This is a genomic window from Streptomyces sp. NPDC043876, from assembly GCF_056435825.1.
Genome location: NZ_JBWKDV010000017.1, coordinates 41,868 through 57,446, shown reverse-complemented (window position 1 = coordinate 57,446; position 15,579 = coordinate 41,868). Strand labels below are relative to the sequence as shown.

At 73.3% G+C, this 15,579-nt stretch carries 15 protein-coding genes; 7 read left to right on the top strand and 8 right to left on the bottom strand.

Annotated features, from left to right (window positions below; genetic code table 11):
- Positions 1-966: an ABC transporter ATP-binding protein gene (locus AC0693_RS35695; protein ID WP_356406680.1), complete on the bottom strand. Its 966-nt coding sequence runs from the start codon at positions 964-966 to the stop codon at positions 1-3.
- Positions 967-1,109: 143 nt separating this feature from the next.
- Here AC0693_RS35695 and AC0693_RS35690 point away from each other — a divergent pair, with 143 nt between their 5' ends.
- From AC0693_RS35690 to AC0693_RS35675, 4 genes are all read left to right on the top strand, one after another.
- A complete protein-coding gene (locus tag AC0693_RS35690) occupies positions 1,110-1,787 on the top strand; it encodes an ABC transporter permease (RefSeq protein WP_356406683.1) in 678 nt (225 codons plus the stop codon).
- A gap of 4 nt (positions 1,788-1,791) precedes the next feature.
- Positions 1,792-2,463: an ABC transporter permease gene (locus tag AC0693_RS35685; protein ID WP_469319076.1), complete on the top strand. Its 672-nt coding sequence runs from the start codon at positions 1,792-1,794 to the stop codon at positions 2,461-2,463.
- 73 nt (positions 2,464-2,536) lie between these two features.
- Entirely contained in the window at positions 2,537-3,529 is a 993-nt protein-coding gene (locus tag AC0693_RS35680) for an ABC transporter substrate-binding protein (protein WP_478804173.1), read from the top strand.
- A gap of 132 nt (positions 3,530-3,661) precedes the next feature.
- Complete coding sequence (locus tag AC0693_RS35675) at positions 3,662-4,792, top strand: coiled-coil domain-containing protein (protein ID WP_478804172.1); 1,131 nt, start codon at positions 3,662-3,664, stop codon at positions 4,790-4,792.
- Between the two features lie 32 nt (positions 4,793-4,824).
- Here AC0693_RS35675 and AC0693_RS35670 read toward each other — a convergent pair whose 3' ends face one another.
- From AC0693_RS35670 to AC0693_RS35660, 3 genes are all read right to left on the bottom strand, one after another.
- Positions 4,825-5,034, bottom strand: coding sequence for a hypothetical protein (locus AC0693_RS35670; RefSeq protein ID WP_356406694.1), 210 nt, complete (start codon positions 5,032-5,034; stop codon positions 4,825-4,827).
- A 49-nt stretch (positions 5,035-5,083) separates the two neighbouring features.
- On the bottom strand, positions 5,084-5,959 hold the full coding sequence (locus AC0693_RS35665) for an arylamine N-acetyltransferase family protein (protein WP_478804171.1): 876 nt from the start codon (positions 5,957-5,959) through the stop codon (positions 5,084-5,086).
- Positions 5,960-6,027: 68 nt separating this feature from the next.
- Positions 6,028-7,170 (bottom strand): NADH-quinone oxidoreductase subunit D, encoded by a 1,143-nt coding sequence (locus AC0693_RS35660; protein WP_356406700.1) that lies wholly within the window; start codon positions 7,168-7,170, stop codon positions 6,028-6,030.
- Positions 7,171-7,201: 31 nt separating this feature from the next.
- Here AC0693_RS35660 and AC0693_RS35655 point away from each other — a divergent pair, with 31 nt between their 5' ends.
- Both AC0693_RS35655 and AC0693_RS35650 read left to right on the top strand, forming a co-directional pair.
- Positions 7,202-7,705 carry a PH domain-containing protein gene (locus AC0693_RS35655; RefSeq protein ID WP_478804170.1) on the top strand — a complete coding sequence of 168 codons (504 nt, stop codon included), beginning with the start codon at positions 7,202-7,204 and terminating at the stop codon, positions 7,703-7,705.
- Positions 7,702-9,039: a PH domain-containing protein gene (locus AC0693_RS35650; RefSeq protein ID WP_478804169.1), complete on the top strand. Its 1,338-nt coding sequence runs from the start codon at positions 7,702-7,704 to the stop codon at positions 9,037-9,039. Before AC0693_RS35655 ends, AC0693_RS35650 begins: the two co-directional genes overlap by 4 nt.
- A gap of 409 nt (positions 9,040-9,448) precedes the next feature.
- Here AC0693_RS35650 and AC0693_RS35645 read toward each other — a convergent pair whose 3' ends face one another.
- Both AC0693_RS35645 and AC0693_RS35640 read right to left on the bottom strand, forming a co-directional pair.
- Complete coding sequence (locus AC0693_RS35645) at positions 9,449-10,126, bottom strand: response regulator transcription factor (protein WP_356406709.1); 678 nt, start codon at positions 10,124-10,126, stop codon at positions 9,449-9,451.
- Between the two features lie 32 nt (positions 10,127-10,158).
- Positions 10,159-11,352, bottom strand: a complete 1,194-nt coding sequence (locus AC0693_RS35640; protein WP_469319069.1) for a sensor histidine kinase — start codon at positions 11,350-11,352, stop codon at positions 10,159-10,161.
- 166 nt (positions 11,353-11,518) lie between these two features.
- On the opposite strand from AC0693_RS35640, the gene AC0693_RS35635 reads away from it, so the two are divergent.
- On the top strand, positions 11,519-12,445 hold the full coding sequence (locus AC0693_RS35635; protein WP_469319130.1) for an SAM-dependent methyltransferase: 927 nt from the start codon (positions 11,519-11,521) through the stop codon (positions 12,443-12,445).
- A 120-nt stretch (positions 12,446-12,565) separates the two neighbouring features.
- Here the strand turns inward: AC0693_RS35635 and AC0693_RS35630 are convergent, their stop codons facing one another.
- A complete protein-coding gene (locus AC0693_RS35630) occupies positions 12,566-14,119 on the bottom strand; it encodes a M28 family metallopeptidase (RefSeq protein ID WP_469337353.1) in 1,554 nt (517 codons plus the stop codon).
- A gap of 242 nt (positions 14,120-14,361) precedes the next feature.
- Positions 14,362-15,504 carry a DUF5937 family protein gene (locus tag AC0693_RS35625; protein WP_469321045.1) on the bottom strand — a complete coding sequence of 381 codons (1,143 nt, stop codon included), beginning with the start codon at positions 15,502-15,504 and terminating at the stop codon, positions 14,362-14,364.
- Between the last annotated feature and the right edge of the window lie 75 nt (positions 15,505-15,579).

Genomic DNA, 15,579 nt, shown 5'->3' with positions numbered 1-15,579 from the left:
TCAGGCTTCCTGGAACTCCGCCCGGCGCAGTGCCCGGTGCACGCCCTGCGGAGTGAGGACGCCGACCAGCGCGCCGGACTCCGGATCCCTGACCCCGATCCGCCCCGAGTCCTCCTGGAGCAGCACCGCCAGCGCCTCCCGCAGGCTCGCCCCCAGCGCCACCGACGCGGCCGGATCCCCCTGCCCGTCCACCGCGGCCAGGTCGTCGACCGCCACCGCGGTCACCGCGAGCCGCTTGAGCCCCCGGTCGCTGCCCACGAACCGGGCGACGTACTCCGTGGCCGGCGCGCCCAGCACGGTGGCCGGGCGCGCGAACTGCTCGATGGTGCCCTCGCCGTAGACGGCGATGCGGTCACCGAGCCGGATCGCCTCCTCCAGGTCGTGCGTGACCAGCAGGATCGTTTTCCGCACGGACTTCTGCAGGGCCAGCAGGTCGTTCTGCAGCCGCTCGCGGACCACCGGGTCCACCGCGCCGAACGGCTCGTCCATCAGCAGCACGGGCGGGTCGGCCGCGAGCGCCCGGGCCACTCCCACGCGCTGGCGCTGGCCGCCCGACAGCTGCTGCGGGTAGCGGCCCCCGTAGGTGGCCGGATCCAGGCCCACCAGTTCGAGCAGCTCGGCCGCCCGGGCGCGCGCCTTGGCCTTCGGCGTGCCGATCAGCTGGGGGACGGTCGCGGTGTTCTCCAGCACCGTCTTGTGCGGGAAGAGCCCGACCTGCTGGATGACGTAGCCGATCCGGCGCCGCAGCTCGACCGGGTCGGCGGCCGCGATGTCCTCGCCCTTCAGCAGGATCCGGCCGTCCGTCGGGTCGATCAGCCGGTTGACCATCTTCATGGTCGTCGTCTTGCCGCAGCCGGACGGGCCCACGAGGGTGACCAGCTCGCCCTCGGCCACCTCGAAGGACACGTCGTCCACGGCGGTCGTCCCGTCGGGGTAACGCTTGGTCACATGCTCGAATCGGATCACCGGTCCATCCTTCCCTACCCGTGGAGGGGTTTTGTAAAGGGAGTGTTGCCCCGCTGCGAATGATTCCGGCCGTTGTCGGCGGCGGGGGTTATGGTCGCTGTACACGCGTTCGGTGAGCGGATCGGTGACTGGGGGTGAGCACGATGGCCGGGCAGAGCTGCCTGGTGGCGAACGACTGGATCTGCTGGGACTACGTCACGTCCCGCAGCCAGGAGCTGACGGACGCCACCCTCCAGCACGTCTGGATCACGGTGGTCTCGGTCCTCATCGGCGTCGCGGTCTCCGTCCCGCTCGCCCTGCTGGCCCGCCGCGGCCGCCGCTGGGCCGCGCCCGTGCTGGGCCTGACCACCCTGCTCTACACGATCCCCTCGCTCGCCATGTTCTCGCTGCTGCTGCCCTTCTTCGGGCTCTCGGCCTCCCTCGTGGTGACCGGCCTGGTCCTCTATTCGCTGACCATCCTGGTGCGCAACGTGCTGGCCGGGCTGGAAGGCGTCCCGGAGGAGGTCCGCGAGGCGGCGCGCGGCATGGGGTACGGGCCCGGCCGGCTGCTGTGGCAGGTCGAACTGCCGCTCGCGCTGCCGGCGCTGCTCGCGGGGGTCCGTATCGCCACGGTGTCCACCGTCGCGCTCACCACGGTCGGTTCGATCGTCGGCAAGGGCGGCCTGGGCAACCTCATCGCCCCCGCGGTCAACAGTTCCTTCAAGGCCCAGGTGCTCACCGCCTCCGTGCTGTGCGTGCTGCTCGCGCTCGTGGCCGACCTGCTGCTGCTCGGCGTCCAGCGGCTGGTGACCCCCTGGACCCGCGCCGTGCAGGAGGGCTGAGCCGATGGGCGTACTGGGTGGGGCCGCGGACTGGCTGGGGGACGGCGCCAACTGGTCCGGCGAGAGCGGCGTGTGGCACCGGCTCGCGGAGCACGCCTACGTGAGCGGGGTCGCACTGGCCCTCGCCTGCGCGGTGGCGCTGCCGGTCGGCCTCTGGCTCGGCCACCTCGGCAAGGGCGGCGCCCTCGCCGTCAACGTCTCCAACATCGGCCGGGCCGTCCCGGTCTTCGCCGTCCTCGCGCTGTTCATGGTCTCGCCGCTGCGCAGCGCGGGCTACGTGCCGACGATCGCCGCGCTGGTCCTGTTCGCCGTGCCGCCGCTGCTCACCAACGCCTATGTCGGCATGCGCGGCGTGGACCGCTCGGTGGTGGAGGCGGCCCGGGGCATGGGCATGTCCGGGCGCCAGCTGTTCCTGCGCGTGGAGCTGCCGCTCGCGCGCCCCCTGGTGATGACGGGCCTGCGGTCGGCGGCCGTCCAGGTCATCGCGACGGCCACGATCGCGGCCATGGTCGGCCAGGGCGGCCTCGGCCGCATCATCACGGCCGGGTTCAACACCTTCAACACCCCGCAGGTCATCGCGGGCGCCCTGCTGGTCGCGGCGCTGGCCCTGGTGGTCGAAGGCGTCCTGGTGGCCGTCGACCGGCTGCTGCTGCGCCCGGCGGTACCGGCCGGCTGACAGCGCGTCGGCTGCGGACCCTCTTTTCTCTCGTTCGTCATCCTCTGCTTCTCGACTCCTGAACGGAGCAACCATGGGCAAGACCACGCGCATCCTCGGCGCGACACTGGGCGCGGTGGCCCTCACCGCTTCGCTCTCCGCGTGCGGCGGTGACAGCCTGGAGAAGACGAAGGACGGCGGCGCGTCGTCCTCCTCCGACACCTCCTCGTCCGGCGGGGCCAAGGGCAAGCTGGTGATCGGCGCCGCCGGGTTCACCGAGTCGAACGTGCTGGCCGAGCTGTACGCCCAGGTCCTCAAGGACGCGGGCTACGGCACCTCGATCACCACGGTCAACAACCGCGAGCTGTACGAGCCGTCGCTGGAGAAGGGCGAGATCGACATCGTCCCGGAGTACGCGGCCACCCTCGCGGAGTTCCTCAACGCCAAGGTGAACGGCTCCAAGGCGCCCGAGCAGAAGCCCGTCGCGTCCAGCGACGTGACGGCGACGGTCGCCGCCCTGGAGAAGCTCGCGGGTCCGCTCGGGCTCAAGGTGCTCCCGGCGGGCGCGGCGGTCGACCAGAACGCCTTCGCGGTGACCAAGGAATTCGCGGCGAAGAACAACCTGAAGTCCCTTTCCGACCTGGGCAAGTCGGGGGTGAAGGTGAAGATCGCGGCGAGCGACGAATGCACCGTCCGCCCCTTCTGCGCGGTGGGATTGAAGGGAACATACGGAATCGACATTTCCGGTATCGACCCCAAGGGCGTCGGCACCCCGCAGGCCAAGCAGGCCGTCAAGGACGGCGTCGACCAGCTCGTGCTCACCACGACCACCGACGCCACCCTCGACAGCTACGGCCTGGTGCTGCTGGAGGACGACAAGAAGCTCCAGAACGCGGACAACGTCCTGCCCGTGGTCAACGCCAAGGACGCGGGCGCGCCCGAGGTCGCGGCCGCGCTCGACAAGCTCACCAAGACGCTCACGACGGCCGACCTGGTCGACCTGAACCGCAAGGTGGACGCGGAGCGGGCCAAGCCCGCGGACGTCGCGAAGGCCTATCTGGAGTCGAAGGGCCTGCTGAAGAAGTAACCGGAAAAAGGGTCAGGAGCGGGCGCCTCAAGCGCCGTTACACGGTCGATGGCCACACGTCGGGTAACTGCCCGGAAACAGATTGCCGGGCAGTTACCCCACGGGCCCCGTACGCCCTGTAAATTTCTGGCCATGCCCCGTGGACGCCACCGCAATCCCGAACCCCTGCACCGGCTGCTCACGCCGACGACCCTCGCAGGTGCCTCGATCACCAGCGCGGGCGTGGCCTGGCTGCTCGCGGAACCCGTGGCGCTCCGGCTGCTCGTGGCCTTCGCCGGCGCTGCCGGGGTCACCGGCGCCGTCGTCATGCGCGCCTGGGACCGGGCGGCCGGCCGCCGGGTCGCGGAGCTGACGCGCGAGCGGGTCAAGGACGAGTGGCGCACTGATGAGCGGATAGCCGAGCTGGAGTCCGACCTGGAGGAGTCCCGCGCGCTGCGGGCCCGCCTGGACACCAAGCTGCGCGCCAAGCGCGTCGAACTGGCGGGCCTGCGCGGCGAGCACGCCGCGCTGCTGCGCCGGTACGCGACCGCCGAGACCGAGCGGGCCAGCGCGCTGGAGGGCCGCCGGCTGCTGGCCATCGAGGCCGCCGCGACGCCGGCCAAGGCGCCCCGGGAACTCCCGCCGGTCTCCGAGGAGCGCACCGCGAGCGGCGCGCCCACCCCGGTGGGCTACGCCCGGGCCAACGCTGCCCTGGCCGCCCTCGCCCGTACGGGGCAGACGGGCGGGCCAGGCGAGCCGACCACCCGGCGCACCCCGCCGTCAGTCCGGGGCGGGGCGGGATCCGGCACGCGGACCGGCACCCCGGCAGGAGCGGGAACGGGATCGCCGGCCGCACCGGAATCCGGCGCCGCATCGGACACGGAGGGCGGCGCCGCGGCGGCGGCCCCGCGCCAGGCGGCCCCCCACTCCCGGCCCGGCCCCGCGGCCGCGGTCCCGGCCCGGCGGCTCGCGGCCGCCGTGGCCCCCTACGCCGCGTCGCGCCGTCCGACCTCCCGCGTCGAGGGGGGCTTCGACTTCTTCGGCACCAAGACCGCCGCCCAGACCCGCGCCGCGATCGAGGCGGTCCAGCACGAGGACCTCGCCGATGTCGTGGGCGCCGAGGCCCTCGCGGCCCACGAGGCGGAGTCGGCGGCGGAAGCGGACCGGCCGGAGGCCGGGCCGGCCACCCCCGAGGCGCGCACCCCGGGCCAGGTCATCGACCTGACCGAGCACGACGAGACCGAGCCGATCGACGTCGCCCGGCTGCGCACCGCGATCTCGTAGCCCGGGGGCCGCGCGGCCCCGCCGTGCCCCGGTCAGAACAGCGGGAGCTGGCCCGGCAGTTCGGCGAGGACGAAGCCGTCCAGCGTCGGCGCCGAGGCGCCCAGCACCACGCGCGCCCGCGAGCCCGGGCAGGAGACCAGCTCGCCCCTGCCGCCGGGGGGATCGTGGCGGGCGATCCGGCCGGCGGTCACGGCGCAGTCGCGTCCGCAGGCGGGGCAGGCGCGGCGGGGGGAGTGGGACATGGTCCCAGTCTGCCCCCTCGCACCGACACCGCGCCCATCCGTCGAGTCGTCAGACCTGGATCGCGGCCTTCTCCTTGTGGCAGACCGGGGCCGTCGCCCGGGTCCACAGGGCGGTCCGGTCCGCCGCGTCCAGATCGTCCAGCTCCCGCCCGAAGAGGCCCGTCAGCACCTCGAAGAACTCCCCGGGCGTGGCCAGTTCCCGCTTGACCGGATCGGCGTGGGCCTCGACCCGGCTCAGGGTGCGGCCGCGCAGCACGTCCATGCCGGTCGCGTCCCGGCGCAGGACGGCGAGCGTCCGTACGAAGCAGGAGTCGGCGGCGGTGGTCAGCCGCAGGTGCTCGGCCGCGAAGTCGGCCATGGTCGCCGGGACCGAGCGGAAGTTCATCACCGGGAAGGGGCCGCCGACGTTGTGGAAGCTCCAGCCGGAGCCGTCCGGTAGCGGGGCCAGGGTGTACCGGAACCCGCCCTGCGCGTACGTGCCCCCGCGCAGCGGGACCGGCTCGTACGGCCCGTCGCCGAGCCCGGTGTCCACGAGGTACGCACCGCCCGCGCCGCCGCCCGGCTCGCCCGGCACCCGGACGCTCAGCGCGAGGTGGTTGCCGTTGACCTTCCGGGAACCGCGGTCGTCGTCCACGCCGCCGACGTGCCGGGTGACCTCGTAACCGAGCGCTTCGAGGAGCAGCGCGAAGGCGCCGTTGAGGTGGAAGCAGTAGCCGCCCCGCCCGGCGGCCAGCCGGCGCGCCGACTCCACGGGGTCGATGCCCGGCGGGCGCCCCAGCTGGATGTCGAGGTTCTCGTAGGGGACGCGCTCCACGTGCGCGCGGTGGAGCGCGAACAGGGCGGCGGCCGAGGGCGGTCCGGGCTCGCCGGTGCCGAGCCGCCGCAGGTACGCGCCCACCAGTGCTGGGCTCAGGCCGGAGGTCATGGCCCCCAGCCTGCTGGCTCGCCCCCCGCTTGTCGATCGTTCGCGGGCGCCGCCCGGGCGGTCCGCGACTACTTGTCGATGTCGCCCACGACGAAGAAGAGCGAGCCGAGGATCGCCACCATGTCCGCGACCAGCTGGCCGGGCAGCAGCACGGCCAGCGCCTGGATGTTGTTGAAGGAGGCCGACCGCAGCTTCAGCCGGTACGGGGTCTTCTCGCCCTTGGAGACGAGGTAGTAGCCGTTGATCCCGAGCGGGTTCTCGGTCCAGGCGTACGTCTGGCCCTCCGGCGCCTTCAGGACCTTCGGGAGGCGCTGGTTGACCGGCCCGGGCGGCAGCTGTTCCATCCGGTCCAGGCAGGCGACCGCCAGGTCCAGCGCGTTGTGGGTCTGGTCCAGCAGGCACTCGAAGCGGGCCAGGCAGTCGCCCTCGCTGCGGGTGACCACCTTGAGGACGTCCTGGAGTTCGCCGTAGGCGAGGTACGGCTCGTCGCGGCGCAGGTCGAAGTCGACGCCGGAGGCGCGGGCGATCGGCCCGGAGACGCCGTACGCGTGCACGGCCTCCGCCGACAGGACGCCGACCCCGCGGGTGCGGCCGCGGAAGATCTCGTTCCCGTGCACCAGCTCGTCGTACACGGACATCCGCGAGCGGACGTCCGCCACCGCGGCCCGCGCCCGGCCGAGCCAGCCCGCCGGGAGGTCCTCCTTGAGGCCGCCGACCCGGTTGAACATGTAGTGCATCCGGCCGCCGGAGATCTCCTCCATCACCGCCTGGAGTTCCTCGCGCTCGCGGAACGCGTGGAAGATCGGGGTGATCCCGCCCAGCTCCAGGGGGTACGAGCCCAGGAACATCAGGTGGTTCAGCACCCGGTTCAGCTCGGCCAGCAGCGTGCGCATCCACACCGCCCGCTCGGGGACCTCCATGCCGAGCATGCGCTCGACGCCCATCACCACGCCCAGCTCGTTGGAGAACGCGGAGAGCCAGTCGTGGCGGTTGGCGAGCATCACGATCTGGCGGTAGTCCCGCGCCTCGAAGAGCTTCTCGGCGCCCCGGTGCATGTAGCCGACCACGGGCTCGGCGGAGATGATCCGCTCGCCGTCCAGGACGATGCGCAGGCGCAGCACGCCGTGCGTGGAAGGGTGCTGGGGGCCGATGTTGAGCACCATGTCGGTGCTCTCCGCCGCGCCGCCGATGCCGACCGTGGTCTCCGTCATGCGCGCATTCTCGCAGCCCTAGGGTGGGGGGATGGAAACGGGGAGCGCGGGTGGCACGGCGGGTGCGGCGGGCGGGACCGGGTGGGTGGGGCTGCCGCGGGGGCTGCTCACGCTCCGGCGGCTGCTGCTGGTGATCTGGCTGGGGCTGTTCGCCGTCGGTACGGGCGTCCTGCTCGGGTGGCTGGCCGGGCCGGCCTGGGGGGCGTTCGCGCTGGTCTGGGCGGTGCCGGGGGTGTGGAGCTGGGTGCTGCTCGGGCGGAACTGGCGGTCCTGGCGGTACGCCGAGCGCGCCGACGACCTGCTGATCAGCCGCGGCGTGATGTGGCGGCACGAGACGGTGGTGCCGTACGGGCGGATGCAGCTGGTCGAGGTGACCTCCGGGCCGCTGGAGCGCCGCTTCGGGCTGGCCTCCGTACAACTGCACACGGCGGCCGCGACCACCGACGCGACCATCCCCGGGCTGGTCCCGGCGGAGGCCGAGCGGCTGCGCGACCGGCTGACCGAGCTGGGCGAGGCAAGGTCGGCGGGCCTGTGACGCCGCCGGCGGGGCCCCCGGCGACCCCTCCCGCCGGGGAACGCAGGCTGCACCCCTTCACACCGCTGCGCCGGGCCTGGGTGCCGATCGGCGGCACCGCCGGTGTGCTCGTCCAGCAGGGCGAGAACGCGCAGGAGTGGCTCAAGGACTCCGCCGAGGGCCTCGGCAGCGGCCTCGGCGCCCTCGTCCTGCTCGCGGTGATCGCCGCCGCCGGCCTCTACGGCTTCCTGAGCTGGCGCTTCACCTATTACGCCGTCACCTCCACCGAACTGCGCATCCGCACCGGCCTCTTCTTCCGGCGCACCGCGCACATCCGCCTCGACCGGCTCCAGGCCGTCGACGTCACCCGCCCGCTGCTGGCCCGGATCACCGGTGTCGCGAAGCTCAAGCTGGACGTCATAGGCACCGAGGACAAGGACGAACTGGCCTACCTCTCCGAGGACGACGCCGTCGCCCTGCGCGCCGAGCTGCTCGCGCGGGCCGCCGGATTCGCGCCCGAGGAGGCCGTCGGGGTCGGCGAGGCGCCGGTCCGCGAACTGCTGCGCCTGGGCACCCCGCAGCTGGTGCGGTCCCTGCTGCTCAGCATGGGCGTCTGGGCCGCGGTCGCGGGCGGGCTCGCGGCGCCGGCCGTGGTCTTCTGGCTCAGCTCCAGCCTGTGGGCCGCCGTCGTCACGCTGGTGCCGCTGCTGGGCGCGGTGTGGGGGCGCAGCCTCGGGCGGTTCCTGACCGAGTACGACTGGACGGTCGCCGAATCGCCGGACGGCCTGCGCCTGGACCACGGGCTCGCCGACCGGGCGCACGAGACGGTGCCGCCGGGGCGGGTGCAGACCGTGCGCATCGTGGAACCGCTGCTGTGGCGGCGGCGCGACTGGGTGCGGGTGGAGCTGGCGGTGGCCGGGTCGAAGAACGACGTGCTGGTGCCGGTGGCTTCGCGGGAGGCGGCGTACGGGGTGGTCGCGCGGGTGTTGCCGGGGGTGGACCTGGCCGGGCTGGAGTTCTCGCCCGCGCCGCGGGCGGGGGCGCGGTGGGCCGTGCCGGTGTGGTGGAAGGGGTTCGGGCTCGCGGTGACGCCGGAGGTCTTCGTGGCGCGGTACGGGCGGGTGTGCCGGCGGACGGAGATCGTGCCGCACGCGAAGGTGCAGAGCGTGCGGGTGACGCAGGGGCCGTGGGGGCGGGTGTGGGGGGTGGCGAACGTGCACGTGGACACGGGGGCGAACGGGACGGTGACCGCCTGGCTCCGGGGCGCGGCGGAGGCCGCCGATGTGCTGGCCGCCCAAGCGGTGCGGTCCCGGACCTCCCGCGCCGCGTCCCGCCCGGACCGCTGGATGACGTGACCCCGGGCGGGGTACTGGCCCTGGTGCGGGCCGCGACTGCTCGACCCCGGCCCGGGCCCGGGTACGACTGCTCGGCCCCGCCCTCGGGGCCCTGCCTCCGGCGGCGCCTCAAACGCCGGCGGGGCTGGATTTGGTTGGCGTGGTCGGTACCGGCGGGGCCGGGCGCGCATGGTGCCGGGCAGGGGGAAAATCAGCCTCGCCGGCGTTTGAGGCGCCCCCGGAGGGCACGGCGGGCCGCAGGATTTGGCGGGCGTAGTCAGTCCCGGCGGGGCCGGGCGCATGGTGCCGGGCAGGGGGAAAAATCAGCCTCGCCGGCGTTTGAGGCGGCCCCGGAGGGCACGGTGCGCCGCAGGTGTCACAGGGGCGGGGCGGGTGGCCACCGGGCCCGGGCCCCCGCCCCCCGGGACCGCTACGTCGCCGGGCCGCTGCCCGCTCGGACCAGGCCCGTTTCGTAGGCCAGGACGACGACCTGGACGCGGTCGCGGAGGTTCAGCTTCGTCAGGATGCGGCCCACGTGGGTCTTGACCGTGGCCTCCGACAGGACGAGCCGGGCCGCGATCTCACCGTTCGACAGGCCCTGCGCCACCAGCAGCATGACCTCCCGCTCCCGCTCCGTCAGCCGCTCGACCTCCTTGTTCTGCGGCTCGGCCGAAGCCGACGGCAGCATCGGGGCGAACCGGTCCAGCAGCCGGCGCGTCGTCGACGGGGCGACCACCGCGTCCCCGGAGTGCACCGAGCGGATCGCCGCCAGCAGCTCCCCGGGCGGCACGTCCTTCAGCATGAAGCCGCTCGCTCCCGCCTTGAGCCCCGAGAAGGCGTACTCGTCGAGGTCGAAGGTGGTCAGGATGATCACCTTGGGGTGTTCGTCCGGCGCGCAGATCCGACGCGTCGCCTCGACCCCGTCGAGCTTCGGCATGCGGACGTCCATCAGCACCACGTCGACCTTCGTCGCCCGCAGCACCTCCAGCGCCTCCAGCCCGTTCCCCGCCTCGGCCACCACTTCCATGTCCGGCTGGGCGGCGAGCACCATCCGGAAACCGGTGCGCAGCAGCACCTGGTCGTCGACGAGCATCACTCGGATGGACATTCGTTACCTCGTCCTCATCGTTGTCCGCGGCTTCACTTCTTCAGCGGGAGCAGCGCGCTGATCCGGAAGCCCCCGCCCGGGCGCGGCCCCGCGTCCAGGGTTCCGCCGACCATACCGACCCGCTCCCGCATGCCGATCAGGCCGTGTCCGGCGCCGTCCGCGCCACCGTCCTCGTACAGCTCGTGGGCGGCGCCCCGGCCGGTGTCCTCGACGAGCAGGCCGAGCCCGTCGTCGAAGTAGACCAGCCGGACGCTGGCGCTGGCGTCGGGTCCGCCGTGCTTGCGGGTGTTGGTGAGGGCTTCCTGGACGATCCGGTACGCGGTCAGCTCGACGCCGGTCGGCAGCGGCCGGGGGGCTCCCTCGACCTCGAAGTCGACGCTGAGTCCGGCCGTCCGGACCTGCTCGACCAGCACCTCGATCTGCTCGACGTCGGGCTGCGGCACGTAGTCCTCGGACTCCTGCGGTTCGCCGGTGCGCAGGACGCCGAGCAGCCGGCGCATCTCGGCGAGGGCCTGGCGGCCGGTGCCGGAGATCGTCTGGAGGGCTTCCTTGGCCTGCTCGGGGGCGGCGTCCATGACGTAGGCGGCGCCGTCGGCCTGGACGACCATGACCGAGACGTTGTGCGCGACGACGTCGTGCAGCTCACGGGCGATCCGGGCGCGCTCGGCGGCGACCGCGATCTTGGCCTGGGCGGCGCGTTCCCCCTCCAGGCGCTGGTTGCGCTCGATCAGCTGGGCGTAGTACGCCCGCCGGGTGCGCAGGGAGTCGCCGAGCACCCAGGCCAGCGCGAAGGGCACGATCAGCATGAGGACGAAGAAGACGTCGGCGTAGACGTCGTTCTTGTCGACGCCCCAGCGCAGCGCCGTGACGGGGGCGGCGAGCAGGCCGAGGCCGAGCGCGGTCCGCGAGGTCCACCGGGGCACTTCGGCGGCCGCGACGGTGTACACGATGACCAGCATGGCCAGGTTCGCCAGGTTGGGCCGGGAGCCGGTGGCCAGCTGGTAGGCGCCCGCGCCGACCGTCAGCCACAGCATCGGCACGGTCCACTTGCGGCGCAGGGACACGGCCGCGGACAGCGCGAAGACGGTCGGTACGGCGAGCACCCGCGCGCGGGTCGAGTGGTAACTCCCGGATACCTGCAGCATGGCCATCCCGAACAGGAGGACAGCCCAGAAGCTGTCGACGCCCGTCGGGTGTCTGCGGAGGAAATCGTAGAGGCGCTGCACGTAACCCAGAGTAGGGACAGGAGATAGGTGCTGGAGTCAACCACAGGGGCGATCCGTCCTCGGGAGGTGTACTCCCGAAGGTGGAGGCGACCTTAGCCTTTCCGTCGTGAGCACTCAGGGTGAAGGCACGGGGGACGGCGCGGGACCGGTGCGCTGGCGGGTGGCGATGGAGGCCGCGCTGTACGGGCCGGGCGGGTTCTACGTGCGCCCCGGCGGCCCGGGTCCCGCCGGGCACTTCCGCACGTCGGTGCACGCCTCGCCGCTGTTCGCGGGGGCGGTGGCCCGGCTGCTGCTGCGGGTGGACGCGGAACTGGGGCGTCCGGCGGAGCTGGACCTGGTGGACGTGGGGGCCGGGCGCGGCGAGCTGCTGACGGGCGTGCTGGGGGCGCTGGCGCCGGAGGTGGCGGCGCGGGTCCGGGCGTACGCGGTGGAACGGGCCCCCGCGCCGACGGGGCTCGACCCGCGGATCCGCTGGGTGGCCGAGCCGCCCGCCGGGACGCGGGGGCTCCTGTTCGCCAACGAGTGGCTCGACAACGTGCCGCTGGACGTCGCCGAGGACGGCCGGTACGTGCTGGTCGACCGCGAGGGCACGGAGTCCCGCGGCGGCCCCCTGGAGGCGGCCGACCGGGAGTGGCTGGAGCGGTGGTGGCCGGGGGAGCGGGGCCGGGCGGAGATCGGGCGGCCCCGGGACGAGGCGTGGGCGGCGGCCGTGGCGAGCGTGGAGCGGGGGCTGGCGGTGGCGGTGGACTACGCCCACACGCGGGGGGCGCGGCCGCCGTTCGGCACGCTGACCGGGTTCCGGGAGGGGCGGGAGGTGCCGCCGGTGCCGGACGGCGGGGCCGACGTCACCGCGCACGTCGCGCTGGACGCGTGTGCGGGGCCGGGGGCGGTGCTGCTGAGCCAGCGGGAGGCGCTGGGGGCGCTCGGGGTGTCGGGCGGGCGGCCGCCGCTGGGCCTCGCCTCGGTGGATCCGGCGGCCTACGTGCGGGGGCTCGCGGCGGCGGGGGAGGCGGCCGAGCTGACCGCGCGCGGGGGGCTGGGGGACTTCGGGTGGCTCGTCCAGCCGGTGGGCCTCGCGGCCTGGCCGGGGTAGCACCGGGCTCCGCCCGGACCCGGTCCTCGAACGCCGGACGGGCTGGAAGTGCCCGCGCCGGTCCTCGAACGCCGGACGGGCTGGAAGTGCCCGCGCCGGCGTTCGAGGGCCCGGGGTGGGTTACTCGGTCACGCCGTCGTGGCCCGCGTGGAGGCCGCCTCCGCTGCCCTGGCCGTTGGTCGGGTGGGAGGTGACCGGCTGGGTCAGGGGCGACAGGTCGTGCGCGTAGTGGCCGACCGCGTTCGCGATGACGTCGACGTTGATGTCGAGCGCCTTCTGGTCGATGTTGGTGATGTCGTCGCCCTTGGCGTGGTAGTTCACGTCGTAGGCGACTCCGGCCGTGCCGCCGAACTTCGCGGCCTGCTCGGCCGTCTTGATGCCCTCGGCGCCGGTGAACGTACCGCCCGAGGGGATGCCGACCGCGATGAAGGGGCCGTAGTCCGAGCGCCCGGAGAAGTCCGTGCCCTCGTGCGGGACCTTCTTGGCGTCGAGGAAGTCGGTGATCCCCTTCTCCAGCTGCGCCGAGCCCGCGGGGCCGGGGCCCGCGCCGGTGGCGTCCGAGTCGTCGCCGTCGTAGACGAAGTACGCGGAGTTCGGCGAGGCGATCATGTCGAAGTTCAGGTAGAGCTTGATCTGCTTCTGCTGCTCGGGGGTCAGCGAGGCGACGTACGCCTCGGAGCCGAGGAGGCCGTACTCCTCCGCCGACCACCAGGCGAACTTCACCTTGTTCTTGACCTTCGACTGGCTGCTCGCGAGCCGCTGCGCGACCTGGAGGATGCCGGCCGAGCCGGAGCCGTTGTCGTTGATGCCGGGGCCCGCCGCGACCGAGTCGAGGTGCGCGCCGAGGAAGACGGTGTTGTCCGCGTCTCCGCCCCTGGTCTCCGCGATGACGTTGTACGTCTTGCGGTTCTCGCGCAGTTCCCGCAGGTCGAGGGTGACCTCGACCGGGGCGGCCGCCAGGTCGGCGAGGAGCTTCTCGCCGTCCGCCTGGGAGATGCCGCCGGTGGGGACCTTGCCCACGGCCGGGTCGCCCAGGGTGCCGTTCAGGCCGCCGTCGGTGTTGTTGAAGATGATCGCGCCGACCGCCCCGGCCGCGGCCGCGTTGGTCTGCTTGACGGCGAAGGTGCAGCCCCCGCGCTTGACCAGCGCGATCTTGCCGGTGAAGGCGCCCGCGGCGAAGTCGCCCGGCTCGCAGCCGTTGCTGCCGTCCGCGTCGACGGGCGCGGCGGCCAGCTGGGCGCTCACGCCGTCCGCGGGGCCGCTGGCGGTGTAGGTCATGAGGTGGATCGGGACGTCGCGGGGCGCCGCACCGTTCACCTTCAGGGTCTGGGCGATGGCCTCGACGTACACGAAGTCGAATTCGTTCTTCGTGACGGTGTATCCGGCCGCCTTCAGGACCTGGCTGATGTAGGTCGCCGACTGCTCGTGGCCCTTCGAACCGGCCACTCGGGTGCCGTTGTTGTAGTCCGCGATGGACTGCAGGACCTTGAGGTGGCTGTAGGCGCCCTTCCCCGTCGCGTCGGCGACCAGCTTCTTGGCCAGCGCGTCACCGCGCGCGGCGTCGCTGACGGGCGTGGAGGCACTGGCTCCGGCCGGTCCCACGAGCAGCAGGGGCGAGACGAGCGCTGCGGCCGCCAGGGCGGCGGTGGCGGCGGCTATACGGCGTGAGGGCATGCAGAAGTCCTTTCACGACAAGCGGGCGGAGCGGGCGGACTGACCGTCAGGCGTCGGCAGTTGGAAGCTCGGCTGAAACTGTGAAGGAGCTGTGTGGCCGATGTGACGCACGTTAGGCAGCAACGACCCGCTATGGCCAGAGTTTTCGCCGATTCCGGTTTATGAATTCCGTATATCGGTACGTCGATACGGGCCCGGCCGACGGATTTCGGCCAGTGCCGGACATCGCCTCCGGCCAGCGGTCACCGCAGCAGCGCCTCGATGAAGTCCGCGCCGATGCGGACCACCGTGGCCAGATCCAACTCATGCTGTACGTAGCGCCCTTGGCGCCGCGTCCGCAGCAGTCCGGCCTTCTTCAGCACGGACAGGTGGCGCGACACCTCGGGCGCGGATATCCCGTACACGGTGGCCAATTCGCTCGTGGTGTACGTCGCCCGCGCAAGACTCCGGCACAGCCGCATCCGCATCGGATGGGCCAGTGCCTCCATGCGCCGCTGGAGCAGTTCCACCGAGCCGGGAGACCCCGGGGACGCCGGGGAGGCGGCGATGTCCGGGGAGGCGATCGGGTAGTGCACCACCGGGAGCCAGCCCGGCGCGTGCACCACCAGCAGGTGCGGCCAGCCGAAGTTCGTCGGGATGAAGACCAGCCCCGTCCCGGCCCGCGGATCGGTCGCGCTCGCCGTGCCGTGGACCATCTTGTCCACCGTGATCACGGTGGCGGCCGGGTCCACGCTCAGCGCCCCCGACACCTCCCTGAGCGCGGCGGGCAGGCCCTTGCGGCGCAGCACCTCCGCCTTGTGCCGGGCGTCCGCGCTCTGCCGCGGCTCGATTCGCCGCCAGGTGTCCGCGAAGAAGGCCTCGTCGCAGTCCTCCAGCAGCCGCCGCAGCCACACCCGGACCCCCGCCGGGTCGTCCAGCAGCCGCACCGAGAAGTCCAGCTGGCGCGGACCGCGCGCCGCGGCCGTTTCCAGGGCCTTCGCCCGGGCCGCGGGGTCGGTCAGCGGGGAGGCGGCGGTGCCGTCGTCGTACAGCTTCAGCCAGCAGTGCTCCAGGGCGGCGAGCACGAAGCGCTCGTCGTCCATCCGGTCGAGCACGTCCAGTTCCTCGGCGAGCGTCCCGGCGGGCCGCCCGGTCCCGCCGGGCACCCCGGCGAACGCCATGAAGATGTCGGAGAAGGAACTGCGCCACATGAAGTCGCACTCCAGCAGCCGGTCGGCCAGGCACGGGTCCAGCGCGGCGGAGGTGGCCGTGACCCAGGAGTGCAGCCCGGGGTGGTGGGCGGGCTGCGAGAGCGCGTGCAGCGCCATGCACAGCTCGGCGAGCGGCGAGGGCGCGAAGGTGATGCGCCCGGTGGGCAGGCCGGCGATGTCGATGGTGACGCTCATGGGCCCATTCTGGCCGGTCAGCGGCCGGACCCGGCGCATCGCGCGCCCCGGCGATGGGCCGATTGACGGCACCCG